This window comes from Pseudomonadota bacterium, assembly GCA_041395565.1.
Classification (GTDB): Bacteria; Pseudomonadota; Gammaproteobacteria; order UBA9214; family UBA9214; genus UBA9214.
Map to the genome: position 1 here is coordinate 539596 of JAWLAI010000002.1, position 13828 is coordinate 553423.

Sequence of the window (13828 nt, forward strand, 5' to 3'; positions counted from 1 at the left end):
GCAAGCCGGCCAACACCCAGAAAAAAGATTAGATAAATATTATATATATTTGAATATAAACAGTAACAGATCATGGACACGGCCACCCCCAGGGGCCGCGGCACCGGCAGCGGGAATTTGCCTGAAGTGCGAGAGCGCTCATATTAATTTTCGACGTCTTCTGGTCGATACAGGCTGTAGCGCAGCTGCCCGTGGACGTCCCGACCCATGCACCCGCCCCACAGCGTACATCTAGCCGGTATCTTCGAAGCCGAGGAACTCAGGGGCTTCTCGCGCAGCATGGCGGATCTGCACTGGCTGCTGCTGATCCTCGTCCTGGCATATTTCTTCATCCCCGGCACCGCGGTGACGGCACCGGATGCGATCGTCCTGGCCAGCGTGCTGTACACGGTGTTCATCCTCATCTTCCGTTACCTGAACATCCTGGCGCCCAACACCCGGTTGAAGCTGGCAATCGAAACCTGGTCCATGGTCATCTACATCACGGTGGTGCTGCAGCTGACCGGACACATCGACAGTCCGCTGATCAACCTCTACCTGCTGGTGATCATCGCCTGCGCGATCGCACTGGGCAAGGCCATGACCACGCTCGAGGTGGTGCTGGTCGCCAGCTGCTACGTGTTGACGGGCTATCAGCAGTATGCCGAGGAGATGTTCACCGCGCAGACCCTGACCCTGCTGGCGGCGAAGTTCTCGCCCTTCCTGCTGGTTGCCGGCGTGACCTCCATGCTGGCCGCGGACATCCTCGCCGCCAAGCGCAAGATCACGCTGCTGTCGCAGACCGATGAACTGACCGGCCTGCTCAACATGCGCGCCTTCAACAACATCCTCAAGCGCGAGATCGAGCGCGCACGACGCCACGACGAGTCGCTGAGCCTGGTGATGATCGATATCGACGGCCTGAAACAGGTCAATGACCTGTACGGTCACGCGACCGGCAGCCACATGATCCAGGCCGCGGCGCAGGCGCTGCAGCATTGTGTACGCGCCTCCGACGTTATCGCGCGCTACGGCGGCGACGAATTCGTCATCCTGATGTCCCGCACCACACTGGACAACGCGCGTGCCTGCGCGGAACGCATCCGCAACACCATCAGCAACACCACGCTGAGCGTCCGAGGACAATGCATCGCCCCCAGCGCGAGCATCGGCCTGGCCAGCTACCCGGAGGGCGTGAGCGAGCCGGCCGAGGTGCTCGACAAGGCCGACCTTGCGCTCTACAACAGCAAGCAGTGCGGCCGCAACCGGGTAACCAATTACGCCAAGGAGCTGGAGAGCGGACTGGTCTGCGCCTAGAACCTATCCCATGATCCCGCGGCCGCGCGGGATCATGGGATAGGTTCTAATCCCGGCACCGCTCGGCCACCCGCCGCACGGGCGCGAACGACAGCCGGTGCTGCGGCGTCGGGCCCAGCGCCGCCAGCGCCTCCAGGTGTGCCTTGCTCGGATAGCCCTTGTGCCGGGCGAGCCCATAACCGGGATAGCGCGCATCCAGGACAATCATTTCCCGGTCCCGGGTCACCTTGGCGAGAATCGATGCCGCGCTGATCGCGGCCACCCGGCTGTCGCCCCGGACGATGGCCTGCGCCGGACAAGGCAGCCGGGGACAGCGATTGCCGTCAACCAGCACGTACTCGGCACCGGGCTGCAACGCCTCGACCGCGCGCTGCATCGCCAGGAGTGTCGCCTGCAGGATGTTGATCCGGTCGATCTCGGCCGCCTCCGCGCGTCCCACGGCCCAGGCCAAGGCATGGCGGATGATCTCGTCGTAGAGCCGCTCCCGGCGCGCGGGACTCAGCTGCTTGGAATCGCGCAGACCGGCAATCGGCTGCAAGGGATCGAGGATCACCGCGGCGGCCACCACCGGCCCGGCCAGCGGACCGCGCCCGGCTTCGTCCACGCCGGCAACCCGACCCTGCGGCAGTTGCAATTCAGTCGCCATCGCAATGTCCCGTGGCTATCAGTTTGAACACGGCTTCCGCCGCGCCGCGACTCGCATTACGCCGCAGCCCGGCATGCAAGTCGGTGAAGGTGCGTTGCAGCCGCCCGGCCAGGTCCGCGTCGTCGAGCAGCCGCAGCAGCTCCCCGCCAAGCCGCTCGGGCGTGACTTCGTGCTGGACCAGTTCCGCTACCAGCGGCGCGCCTGCCAGCAGGTTGGGCAACGCGATATACGGTGTCCGCACCAGCAGCCTGGCCAGCCGGTAGGTCAGCGCGGAGAGCCGGTAGGCCACCACCATCGGCCGCTTCAGCAGCATGCATTCGAGCGTGGCGGTACCGGAGGCCAGCAGCACCACATCGGCCGCGGCCATTGCCTCCAGGCCCTGGCCGTCGAGCAGGATCAGCGGCAGCGGGTGCGCCAGCGCGGCCAGTGCCCGCTCGAACGCCGTGCGGCAGCGGCCGTTCGCCAGCGGCACCACGAAGCGCAGCCCGGGCCGGCGCGCATGGCACCAGGCCGCGGCCTCGAGCATCGGGCGCGCCAGCCGTCCGACCTCGCTCACCCGGCTGCCCGGCAGCAGTGCCACCACCGGCCCGTCCTGCGCCAGCGCCAGCCGGTCGCGCGCCGCGGCGGCATCGACGTCATCCGCGATCAGGTCCGCCAGCGGGTGACCGACAAACCGTGCCGGCACGCCCTGCTCGCGATAGAACCGCGCCTCGAAGGGAAACAGGGTCAGCACGCAGTCCGCGCTGGCCGCGATCTTGCGTACCCGGTAGCGGCGCCAGGCCCACACCGAAGGGCTGACGTAATGCAGCGTCCCGATGCCGGACCGCTTCAGTGCGCGTTCCAGCCCCAGGTTGAAATCCGGCGCGTCCACACCGATGAACAGGTCGGGCGGCGTGGCCGTGAAATGCCGGCGCAGGGCACGGCGCATCCGCAACAGTCCCGGCAGGTGCCGCAGCACCTCGGTCAGCCCCATGACGGACAAGCGCTCCATCGGGAACAGGCTCGTACAGCCGGCGGCCTGCATGCGCGGACCGGCCACGCCCTCGAACACCGCGTCCGGCGCCTGCGCGCGAATGGCGCCGATGAGCCCTGCCGCGAGGGCGTCGCCGGATGGCTCGCCCGCGACGATGCCGATGCGCAGCGGACGCGCCGCCGCGCTCATGCCGCCCCGCGCGGCCGTTGCCTCGGCGCGTGCAGCATTACCTGACGATACCGCGCCTGCGATTTTCCAGGAAATCCGTCAGCAGTCCGACTTCGGGGCATTGCGCGCGCAATTCCTGCAGTCGCTGCAACGCTTCCTGCAACGGCAGATTCTGGCGATAGAGGATCTTGTAGGCCTGCTTCAGCGCGTTGCGCGTCTCCGGCGCGAAACCGCGGCGGCGCAGGCCCTCCATATTCAGGCCGTGCGGCTGTGCGGGATTGCCGCCGACCGTCACATAAGGCGGTATGTCGAGGCTGACACCGCTGCTGAACGCGGTGAGCGCGTGGGCGCCGATCGAGCAGAACTGGTACACCAGCGTATAGCCGCCGAGTATGACGTAATCGTGGATGTGCACATGCCCCGCCAGGGAGGCGTTGTTGGCGAAGATGGTATGGCTGCCCACGATGCAGTCGTGGGCGATGTGGCAGTAGGCCATGATCCAGTTGTCGTCGCCGATGCGGGTGACGCCGGCATCCTGCACCGTGCCCCGGTTGCAGGTGACGAACTCGCGGATGGTGTTGCGGTCCCCGATCTCCAGCCAGGTCTCCTCGCCGCCGTATTTCTTGTCCTGCGGCGCCGCCCCAAGCGAGGCGAACTGGAAGATGCGGTTGTCCCTGCCGATCTTGGTCGGCCCCTCGATGACGACATGGGGGCCGATTACCGTGCCAGCGCCGATGCTCACGCCGGGCCCGATCACGCTGTACGGGCCGACGCTGACGTCAGCGGCCAGTTCCGCCTGCGGATCGATGACGGCACGCGGATCGATCAAGGCTCGATATCCTGTTCGGTGCACATGATTTCCGCGCTGGCGACCAGGTTGCCATCGACGCTGGCAGCGCAATCGAACACCCAGATACCCCGGCGGGAGCGCAGCAGTTTGGCGTGCAACACCAGCCGGTCCCCGGGTTCCACCGGCCGCTTGAACCGCGCCTTGTCCATGCCTACCAGGAAATACAGGCTCTCGCGCCTGGCGCCGCGCTCCACGGTCTTGAACGCGAGCAGCCCGGTCGCCTGCGCCATGGCCTCGAGTATCAGTACCCCGGGCATGATCGGGCGCTCGGGGAAATGCCCCTGGAAGAAAGGCTCGTTGTAGGTCACGTTCTTGTAACCCACCAGCGATTCACCGGCATTGAACTCGGTGACGCGGTCAATCAGCAGAAATGGATACCTGTGCGGCAGGTGCTGGAGTATGTCGTTGATGTCCATGTTGAGGTATCCCCGGATGAAGTCTTGTGTGATTGTCCTGTTGCCGCGGCGCGCAATCAGCCGCGCTTGCCGCCATCGCCGTCACGAGCGCCAATGCCACGCTCGAGCGCCTGCACCCTGCGCGCGAGCCGGTCCAGCTGCCGGAATCTGGCGTAGTTCCTGTTCCAGCTGTCGTTGTCCTGGGCCGGCACACCGGACGAGTACACGCCCGGTTCGGTGATTGACTTGGTTACCATGGTCATGCCGGTGATGATCACGTGATCCGCGATTTCCAGGTGCCCGACGATACCCGCACCCCCGCCGATCATGCAGTGCCGGCCGATCCGCGCGCTGCCCGATATGCCGACGCAGCCGGCGATCGCGGTATGCGCGCCGATGTGCACATTGTGCGCGACCTGGATCTGGTTATCGAGCCGGACATCGTCCTCCAGCACGGTGTCGTCGAGCGCGCCGCGATCTACCGTGGTGTTGGCACCGATCTCGACGTCATTGCCGATGCGTACGCCGCCGAGCTGCGGCACGTTCAGCCAGTTGCCGCGGTCGTTGGCCAGACCGAAACCGTCACTGCCGATGACCGCGCCGGGGTGTATGGTGACCCGCTCGCCGATGACGACACCGTGGCAGATCACGACATTCGCCGCCAGGCGGCTGTTGGCCCCGATCCGGCTGCCGCTGCCGACGCAACACCCGGCGGCAAGCTGGACCCCGGCCGCGATCACGGCCGCGCGCTCGATGACGCAGTGCGGCCCCACCCAAGCGCCGGGATCGACCTGGCAGCCGTCCTCCAGCACGGCTGTCGGATGGACCCCCTGGCGCGCCGGGGGCGGCGGCACGAGCAGTGCCGCCGCACGCGCATAGGCGACGTAGGGTTGCGCCGCGATCAACGCGGCAACCGGGCACTCGCCGGCATGCTCGGCAGCCAGGATCACGGCGCCGGCGCGTGTGGCGGGGAGGAATTTACGGTAGCCCTTGTTGGCAAGAAAGCTGAGATCCTCCGCGCCGGCGTGCTGCAGGGTCGCCACCGACGTCAGCCGCTGCGCCGGGTCCCCGCCCTTGAGCGTGGCACCGAGCCGCTGCGCCAGCTCTCCCAGTGTCATGACCATGGGCGCTCTCCGCAGCGGATCGGCCGTGCTTACTTGGCCGACTCGAGTTTCTTCAGGATGAGGTCGGTGATGTCAACCTGCGGGCTCGCGAACATCACACCCTGCGCGATGATCAGGTCGTAGTGCTCGTCCTTGGCCAGCTTCTCGATCACGTTGCCGATCTCGACATTGACCTGCTTGAGTATCTCGTTCTTGCGGATATTGAGATCGTCGCGGAATTCATCCTGCGAGCGTTTCAGATCGCGACGCTTGCTGAGGATGTCGCGCTCCTTGTTGCTGCGTTCCGAGTCGCTCATCACCGTGGCGTTGGTGGCAAGGTCCTCCTCCATCTTGGAGATCTTGCGCTGCAGCGCGACCAGCTCCTTCTCCCGCGAGGAGAACTCGGCATCGATCTTGCCCTGGGCGGATATGATCTGCGGCGCGTTCTCGCTCAGCTTGGCGAGGTCGACGAAACCGATCTTCAATTCGGCCCTGGCAGCGCCGCTGCACAACAGCAGGGCGGAAATCGACAACAGGGCGAGTACAGTATGCTTGCGGTTAGTCACATCAATTCTCCATACGATTGTGGCGTGATCAGAAAAAGGTCCCCACCGTGAACTGGAAGTTCTGCTCCTGGTCACCGTCTTTGGCGTTCAGCGGGAAACCGAAACTTACCGATATCGGGCCGAGCGGCGACGACCACAGGCCCGCCAGGCCGACAGAATACCTGAATTCCTTGGTGTCGAAGGCATTGACATCCTGGAACACGTTACCGCCGTCGAGGAAGGCGCTCAAGCGGGTGCCGCTGCTGGTACCGAGGTACGGCACCGGAAACATCAGCTCCATGTTGAATACGGTGAGAAAGGCACCACCGATGGAGTTGTTGTTGGAGTCCCGCGGACCCAGCGTGTTGTCATCGAAGCCGCGCACCGATCGAATACCGCCCGCGAAAAAATTCTCGAAAAACGGCAGGTTGTCGAAGTCGCCGTAACCATCGCCATAACCGACGCGCCCTTTCAACCCGAGCGTCAGGGTGCTGGTGAGCGGGAAGAAATGCTGCTGGGTGTAATCCAGCTTGTAGTACTCCAGGCCGGAGCCCGGCACGGTGGTCTCGAGCGCGATGCTCTGCAGTCCGCCCTTGTCCGGGAACAGGACCTTGTTGCGCGAGTCGTGGCTCCAGCTGGCCGACAGTACCAGGTCACCGAAACTGTTGCCGTAGGTATCCTCGAAATCGGTCACCTCCACCGGCGACAGGACGTTCGATGTCAGGTCCAGCCCCTTGTAACCGATACTGAAGCGGATGGTATCGTACTCGTTGATCGGAATACCGAAATTCATGTCGAGGCCGCGGGTGTCGGTGGTGTAGTCGGCGATATTGGCCTCACTGGCATTGGTTTTGCGCAGGTAGGCACCGAAACCGCGGCTGATGCCGTCGACAGTCCAGTACGGATTGACGTAGCTGAAGCTGTAGACGGTGTTGACACGGCTGTTGTCGAACGCCAGCGCGAGCCGGTTGCCGGTACCGAGGAAATTGTTCTCCTGGATGCTGGCATTGAATAGGAAGCCTGAACTCTGGGCATAACCGACACCGGCCGTGATACTGCCGGAAGAGGTTTCGGTCACCGAATAGTTGACATCCAGCTGGTCGGCGGTACCGGGCACTGCCGGGGTTTCGACGTTGACCTTCTCGAAGAAACCGAGCCGGTCCAGGCGCGTGCGGGAACGCTCCACCTTCTCCGCCGAATACCAGCCACCTTCCATCTGGCGCATCTCGCGGCGCAACACCTCGTCGCGCGTGCTGTTGTTACCCGCGAAATTGATCCGCCTGACGTATACCCGCTTGCCGGGATCGACGAAAAAGCCGAGTGTCACCTGGCGCTGTTCCTCGTCCACCTCCGGCACGGTGTTGACATTGGCGAAGGCATAGCCCTCGTTGCCGAGCAGGGAACTGATCTTGTCGACCGATTCGGTCACGCGCTTGCGCGAGAACACGTCGCCGGGATTGATGTTAATGAGCGGGAAGATCTGCTCGGCGGGTACGACCAGGTCGCCGGACAGCGTCACCACCTTGATGGTGAACTGGTCCCCCTCGGTGATGTTGATGGTGATGTAGATATCCTTCTTGTCGGGCGTGATCGACACCTGGGTGGAGTTGATGTTGAACTTCAGATAACCCCGGTCCAGATACCAGGTGCGCAGCTTCTCGAGGTCCGCCGACAGGGCTTGTTTGGAATACTGGTCGCTCTTGGTGAAGGCGGAAAACAGCCGCGGCGTGGTCAGGCTGAACTCGTCGAGCAGCTCCGCGTCGCTGTAACGATGGTTGCCGATGATGTTGATCTGCCGGATGCGCGCCACCCGGCCTTCGGAGATATCGATCAGGATGCCGACGCGGTTGCGTTCCAGCGGCGTGATCGTGGTACTTATCTTGACCGCGTACTTGCCACGGCTGAAATACTGCCGCTGCAGTTCCTGCTCGACCTTCTCCAGCAACGAGCGGTCGAACACGCGGCCTTCCGCCAACCCGATCTGCTTGAGACCGTCGAGCAGCTCCTTGCTGTCCAGATCCTGGTTGCCCTCGATCTTGATGCTGCTGATGGCAGCGCGCTCGCGCACGAACACGACCAGGACGTTGCCATCGCGTTCCAGCCGCACATCGTCGAAGAACCCGGTCTTGAACAGGGCGTTGATCGCATCCACGCTGCCGCTCTCATCCAGGGTCTGCCCGATCTTGAGCGGCAGGTAGTTGAATACCGTACCCGAAGAGATGCGCTGCAGGCCCTCGACGCGGATGTCCTCGACGGTGAATGGCTCGAAGGCATATGCGGCGCCGTTGAGCAGCAGTGACAAAAGCAGGATCCGGCACGCCGGCAGCAGACGCTTCACAGACAGACTCCCTGTACCCATTCAGTCAATCAGCCGTACCAAATCGTTGTAGAAGGCCACCGTCATCAGCATGAGCAACAGCAAGATCCCGATCTTCTGCCCCGCGAGCTGCGCCGCCTCCGAGAGCGGACTGCCCTTGACCAGCTCCACCAGGTAATACAGCAGGTGCCCGCCGTCCAGCACCGGTATGGGCAGCAGGTTCAGCACACCGAGACTGACACTGACGATGCCCAGGAACGCCAGGAACGTCGTCAGGCCGACCGCCGCGGATTCACCTGCGTACCTGGCAATGCTGATCGGACCGCTCAGGTTCTCGACCGAGGCCTTGCCGGTCAGCATCTTCCACAAGGTGCGCAAGGTCAGGGTGGTGACTTCCCAGGTCTTGTCGAGCGCTGCGGGGACCGCCTCCAGCGGACCGCGGTGCACGACGACGCGCATTGTAGCATGCTGATCTGCCGCCGGTAGTTGGACCGAGGCACCGATAAAACCGTGCGTGGCGCCGTCCTCGGTGACGCGCCGGGGCACGAGTTGCAGCGTCAACGCAGCCCCGTCGCGCCGCACCTCGACCGCGATCGTCTGCCCCGGCCGCGCGCGCACGTACTCCACCCAGTCGTTCCAGCCGTTGATCGGTGTAGCGTCGGCGGCAACGATACGGTCGCCATGCAGCAGACCGGCCTGTTGCGCGGGTTCCCCGGCCACGACCGCGTCGATCACGGCGGGCAGCTGCCAGGGTTCGAGGCCGAAATTGTGCAGCACCCCGCCCTGCTCCAGCAGCTGCTCGGATTGCGTCAGCGGCGCCTGCAGCGTGCGCACGGCACCGTCCGGGGAACGCAAATCCAGGACGATGCTGTCGCGCTCGTCGAGACCGGCGGCCAGCAGCGCCATGACCGCGTTTTCCCAGGTCGGCGTGGTCTTGCCCTGGATGGCGACGATCTCGTCGCCGGCCACGATGCCGGCAGTGGCCGCGAGCGAGCCCGGCACGACATCGCCCACCACCGGGCGCAGGCCGGGTATGCCGGCCACGAACATCAGCCAGTAGGCCAGGATCGCGAACAGGAAATTGAACAGCGGACCGGCCACCACCACGGCGATCCGGGTTGCCAGCGGCTGGCGGTTGAAGGCACGCGGCAGTTCCTCCGCTGCCACCTCGCCCTCGCGCTCGTCGAGCATCCGGACATAGCCGCCCAGCGGCAGGGCCGCCACGACGAACTCGCTGCAGTCGGCGCCGAAGGTCCGCTTCCACAACGGCGTGCCGAAACCGATGGAAAACCGCAGCACCTTGATACCCAGCCGCCGCGCCACCCAGAAGTGACCGAATTCGTGCACCGTGACCAGCACGCCGATGGCGAGGATAAATGCCAGCAGTGAGGACAGGATACTGTTCATCGTGCCTGTGTGACCCTGCCGTCGTCGATGAGTTCGGCGGCACAGGCGCGCGCGGCGGCATCGTCGGCCAGGATCGCCTCGAGGCTGTCGGCCGCGTGCGCCGGGCAGCGCTGCAGGGTGTCGTCGATCACCTGCGCGATGGCGGTGAAGGCGATGCGCTGGTCGAGGAAGGCCTGCACGGCGACCTCGTTGGCCGCGTTCAGCAGGGCGGGCGCCGTACCGCCGCTGCGCAGCGCCTGATAGGCGAGTTCCAGGCAGGGATAGCGCGCCGGTTCCGGCGCCTCGAACTGCAGGGAACCGACCGCCGTCAGGTCGAGACTGGCGGCGCCCGACTCGATGCGCTCGGGCCAGCCCAGTGCATGGCTGATCGGGATGCGCATATCGGGGTTGCCGAGCTGCGCCAACACCGAACCGTCATGGTATTCGACCAGTGAATGCACCACCGACTGCGGGTGCAGCACGACCTCGATGCGCGCCAGCGGCAGGCCGAACAGGCGCTGGGCCTCGATGACCTCGAGCCCCTTGTTCATCATGGTGGCGGAATCCACCGAGATCTTGCGCCCCATCACCCAGTTGGGATGGGCGCAGGCCTGTTCCGGCGTCACCCGCGCAGCGAGCTGCGCGGTAGCCGCGTCCTGGAACCGGTCCACACCCGAGGGCGGTAAGCAGCACGGCGCACGCCGACCGGCTCCGCTGCCCGCGACGTAGGCGTCGGGCAGACACGCAGTATCGCGTTGTGTTCGCTGTCCGATCGGCAACAGCGTGGCGCCGTGCCTGCGCACCGCCTGCATGAACAGGTCGCCGGACTCACCAGGGCTTCCTTGTCCGCCAACAGCACGCTGCGTGCCGGGCGGCGGCCAGCGCGCCGGCAACGGGTAGCAGCCCGATCGCGGCCATGACATAGGTGACGTGCTCCAGTGCCGCGACACGAGCCATGTTCTCGGCACCGCTCGGTACCTGGTCGGGACGGCGCTGCAGCGTGCGCGCCAGCTGCTGCGCCGCGACCGGATCCGCCATGACGGCGGGTCGGACGGAAACGCCGGCACTGCTCGACCAGCCGCTCGACGTTGCCGCCGGCGGTCAGCGCCGCGACCCGAAAGCGCTGCGGGTGAGCCGCAACCACGTCCAGCGTGTTCATACCGATGGACCCGGTCGAACTCGAGCACGACGATACCGGCCGGTTGCTGCGCCTGCGGCCATCGTCTGCTCGTACAGCAGCCCGGCGACGAAGACCGGGGCGGCGGCCAACAGGCTGTCGATGCGGTCGAGCACGCCGCCGCCGTGACCGGGGATGATACTGCGCCGCTGTCCTTGATGCCGCTCTGGCCTGTCGGCTCAACAGGTCGCCGACCACGGAAAACAACAGCGCCGGCAGCGCCGCCAGCCTGAAGCTCAGGGTCCAGGCCGGCGTACGAGCTGTAGTACCAGCCGGCGCCGGCCGCAGGCAGCAAGCTCGCAGCCAGGCCGCCGTAAGAACACCCTCGCGGGTCTTGCCCGGGCTGATCCGCAGCGCGGCGTACGCTGGCGGCCAGCATCAGGCACCGGTATCAGCCAGCCAGACCATGACCAGCAGCAGCAGCGTCGGCACCGGACCGTCCGTGGCGCGCGCGTGCAGGACGACCAGTGCGTCCACGGCGGCACGCTGACGAGTGCACCGGCCAGCAGCTTCATGGCACGGCAGCCGTTCGATACCGCCGCAGTACTGCGGATGAATCAGCCGAGCAGAAGGCGCGAACAGCCACCAGCACACGGCCGCGGCCAGCACAGGGAACGGCCAGTTCAGCGGAACCGCCGAGCCAGACGAGCACCAGCAGCTACGGCGATCGCCAGGGCGTAAAGCATGCGTGCGGGATAGCCACCAGCGGCACCAGCCGGCTCAATTCCCAGATGCCGGCCAGCAGGATGAGCGCGAAGACCGCTGCGAGGCCGGCGTCGGCGGGTACAGAGACGCCACAGACGACCAGCGGCACCAGCACGGCCGCGGAATGCGCCACTTAAGCGCCTTGAGCTGCTCCACCTGCTCCCCGGTGCGCCCAGACGCCGCCGATTGGCATACCAGCGCAGCGCCCGCTCGGGATTCGCCGGCATCGAACTCCGGCCACAGCAGATCCGGTAAAGTAGAGCTCGGTATAGGCGAGCTGCCAGAGCAGGAAATTGCTGATGCGCTGCTCGCCGCCGGTGCGGATGAACAGGTCCGGCGCGGGCAGGTCCGCGAGCGAGAGCGCGGCGGAGATGTCGCTGCTGCAGACATCCTGCGGCTGGAGTTCCCCGCTGGCCACGCGCCGCACCACTGTCCGGCAGGCCTCGGTGATATCCCACTGTCCGCCATAGTTGGCTGCGATCGCGAGTTCGAGGCGGTCGTTGGACGCGGTCTGTTCCTCCGCGCCGGCGATCAGCCGGCGCAGGTTGTCGGAGAATGCGCTGCGCTCGCCGATGAACCGCAGACGGACGCCGTTGCGGTCGAGGGCGGCCACCTCCTTCTTGAGCGTGTTGACGAACAGGTCCATGATCATGCCGACCTCGTCACTGGGCCGCCGCCAGTTCTCGCTGCTGAAGGCGAACAGCGTCAGCGCCCCGACCGCGCGGTCGATGCAGGCCTCGACCACCCGGCGCACCGCCTTGACACCCTCGCGATGGCCGATCGCGCGCGGCAGCAGCCGCGCCCGCGCCCAGCGCCCATTACCGTCCATGATGATGGCGATATGGCGCGGCAGGCTGCCCGGGTTGTCTTGCGCTGCGTTCAATTCGGCTCCATGTTCGGCCTTAGTCACGTGCTTCGCCGCCCGACCCGCGGCTCCGGTCAGCACCGGCAGGATCGCGTCGGGCATGCTGCCGGCACGCGCGTTCCGACCCTAGATGACCATCAGTTCGGCTTCCTTCTTCTCCAGCACCTTGTCGACCTCGGCGATGTGCTGGTCGGTCAGCCGCTGGATCTGCTCCTCCGCACGGCGCTCCTCGTCCTCGGAAATCTCCTTGTCCTTGAGCAGTTCCTTGAAGTCGCCATTGGCATCGCGCCGGATGTTGCGGATCGCCACCTTGGCCGCCTCGCCCTCGTGGCGCACCACCTTGACCAGGTCGCGGCGCGTCTCCTCGGTCAGCGGCGGCATCGGGATGCGGATGACGGTGCCGGCCGTGGCCGGGTTCAGGCCGAGATCGGATTTCAGGATCGCCTTCTCGACCACCTGCACCATCGGCTTTTCCCACGGCGTGACGGTCAGTGTGCGCGCATCCTCGACGCCGATGTTGGCGACCTGCGAGATCGGCACCTCCGAGCCGTAGTACTCGACCCGCAGGTGATCCAGCAGGCTGGGGTGCGCACGCCCGGTGCGCACCTTGCCCAGCGACTGCCTGAGCGCATCGATACTCTTGGCCATGCGGACGCCTGCATCCTTGACGATTTCCTCGATCATTGCCCTACCCCTTTGACTCAACCAGTGTGCCGATGTCCTCGCCGGCGACGATCCTGCCGAGCTGGCCGGCCTCGAACACGTTGAATACCCGCAGCGGCATACCGTGCTCGCTGCACAGTACCAGCGCAGTCGCGTCCATCACCCCGAGTTTCTGCTCCAGCGCCGCGGCATAGCTGATGCGCTCGTACAGAATCGCATGGGGATGGGTGACGGGGTCGGCCGAATACACCCCGTTGACCTTGGTTGCCTTGAGCAGCAGGTCGGCGCTGATCTCGATCGCACGCAGGCTGGCCGCCGAGTCGGTGGTGAAGAACGGATTGCCGGTGCCGGCGGCGAAGATGACCACCCGGCCCGCCTCCAGGTGACGTATGGCCCGGCGCGCCGTATAGGATTCACACACCTGATCCATCGTCAGCGCCGACATGACCCGGCAGTCGACGTCGATCCGCTCGAGCGCATCCTGCATCGCCAGCGCATTGATCACCGTGGCCAGCATGCCCATGTGGTCGCCGGTGACCCGGTTCATGCCGCGCGCGGCCAACCCGGCGCCGCGCAGGATATTGCCGCCGCCAATCACCAGACCGAGCTGCACGCCGCGCTCGACCTCGGCGCGAATTTCCCCGGCCAGGCGGCCGAGAATCCCGGGATCGATACCGTAGGAATCCTCGCCCATCAGCGCTTCCCCGCTGAGCTTGAGCAGTATGCGCTGGTATCTCAT

15 protein-coding genes and 1 pseudogene are annotated in these 13828 nt (G+C 65.6%); 1 reads left to right on the forward strand and 15 read right to left on the reverse strand.

Annotated features, from left to right (window positions below; genetic code table 11):
- Nucleotides 1-207: 207 nt before the first annotated feature.
- Nucleotides 208-1296, forward strand: coding sequence for a GGDEF domain-containing protein (locus R3F42_02655; protein MEZ5540924.1), 1089 nt, complete (start codon nucleotides 208-210; stop codon nucleotides 1294-1296).
- 46 nt (nucleotides 1297-1342) lie between these two features.
- Here the strand turns inward: R3F42_02655 and rnhB are convergent, their stop codons facing one another.
- The 15 genes and pseudogenes from rnhB to pyrH form a co-directional block, all read right to left on the reverse strand.
- On the reverse strand, nucleotides 1343-1942 hold the full coding sequence (gene rnhB / locus R3F42_02660; GenBank protein ID MEZ5540925.1) for a ribonuclease HII: 600 nt from the start codon (nucleotides 1940-1942) through the stop codon (nucleotides 1343-1345).
- Entirely contained in the window at nucleotides 1932-3104 is a 1173-nt protein-coding gene (gene lpxB / locus R3F42_02665; protein ID MEZ5540926.1) for a lipid-A-disaccharide synthase, read from the reverse strand. Before lpxB ends, rnhB begins: the two co-directional genes overlap by 11 nt.
- A 37-nt stretch (nucleotides 3105-3141) precedes the next feature.
- Nucleotides 3142-3912: an acyl-ACP--UDP-N-acetylglucosamine O-acyltransferase gene (lpxA, locus tag R3F42_02670; protein MEZ5540927.1), complete on the reverse strand. Its 771-nt coding sequence runs from the start codon at nucleotides 3910-3912 to the stop codon at nucleotides 3142-3144.
- Nucleotides 3909-4367 carry a 3-hydroxyacyl-ACP dehydratase FabZ gene (gene fabZ, locus R3F42_02675; GenBank protein MEZ5540928.1) on the reverse strand — a complete coding sequence of 153 codons (459 nt, stop codon included), beginning with the start codon at nucleotides 4365-4367 and terminating at the stop codon, nucleotides 3909-3911. The genes lpxA and fabZ overlap by 4 nt, the downstream gene beginning before the upstream one ends.
- A gap of 38 nt (nucleotides 4368-4405) precedes the next feature.
- Complete coding sequence (gene lpxD, locus R3F42_02680) at nucleotides 4406-5452, reverse strand: UDP-3-O-(3-hydroxymyristoyl)glucosamine N-acyltransferase (protein ID MEZ5540929.1); 1047 nt, start codon at nucleotides 5450-5452, stop codon at nucleotides 4406-4408.
- Nucleotides 5453-5481: 29 nt separating this feature from the next.
- Nucleotides 5482-5997 carry an OmpH family outer membrane protein gene (locus R3F42_02685; protein MEZ5540930.1) on the reverse strand — a complete coding sequence of 172 codons (516 nt, stop codon included), beginning with the start codon at nucleotides 5995-5997 and terminating at the stop codon, nucleotides 5482-5484.
- Nucleotides 5998-6025: 28 nt separating this feature from the next.
- The gene (bamA, locus tag R3F42_02690) at nucleotides 6026-8314 is read right to left on the reverse strand and encodes an outer membrane protein assembly factor BamA (protein ID MEZ5540931.1); all 2289 of its coding nucleotides are present in this window, start codon (nucleotides 8312-8314) and stop codon (nucleotides 6026-6028) included.
- A gap of 21 nt (nucleotides 8315-8335) precedes the next feature.
- The gene (gene rseP, locus R3F42_02695) at nucleotides 8336-9700 is read right to left on the reverse strand and encodes an RIP metalloprotease RseP (protein ID MEZ5540932.1); all 1365 of its coding nucleotides are present in this window, start codon (nucleotides 9698-9700) and stop codon (nucleotides 8336-8338) included.
- Entirely contained in the window at nucleotides 9697-10350 is a 654-nt protein-coding gene (locus tag R3F42_02700) for a hypothetical protein (protein MEZ5540933.1), read from the reverse strand. Before R3F42_02700 ends, rseP begins: the two co-directional genes overlap by 4 nt.
- Before the next feature lie 157 nt (nucleotides 10351-10507).
- Nucleotides 10508-10717, reverse strand: coding sequence for a hypothetical protein (locus tag R3F42_02705; GenBank protein MEZ5540934.1), 210 nt, complete (start codon nucleotides 10715-10717; stop codon nucleotides 10508-10510).
- 67 nt (nucleotides 10718-10784) lie between these two features.
- Nucleotides 10785-10838, reverse strand: a pseudogene (locus tag R3F42_02710) (hypothetical protein).
- A 676-nt stretch (nucleotides 10839-11514) separates the two neighbouring features.
- A complete protein-coding gene (locus R3F42_02715) occupies nucleotides 11515-11694 on the reverse strand; it encodes a hypothetical protein (protein MEZ5540935.1) in 180 nt (59 codons plus the stop codon).
- Entirely contained in the window at nucleotides 11695-12444 is a 750-nt protein-coding gene (gene uppS / locus R3F42_02720) for a polyprenyl diphosphate synthase (protein ID MEZ5540936.1), read from the reverse strand. It lies immediately after the preceding gene.
- A 108-nt stretch (nucleotides 12445-12552) separates the two neighbouring features.
- On the reverse strand, nucleotides 12553-13110 hold the full coding sequence (gene frr / locus R3F42_02725) for a ribosome recycling factor (protein MEZ5540937.1): 558 nt from the start codon (nucleotides 13108-13110) through the stop codon (nucleotides 12553-12555).
- A gap of 4 nt (nucleotides 13111-13114) precedes the next feature.
- Complete coding sequence (gene pyrH / locus R3F42_02730) at nucleotides 13115-13828, reverse strand: UMP kinase (protein ID MEZ5540938.1); 714 nt, start codon at nucleotides 13826-13828, stop codon at nucleotides 13115-13117.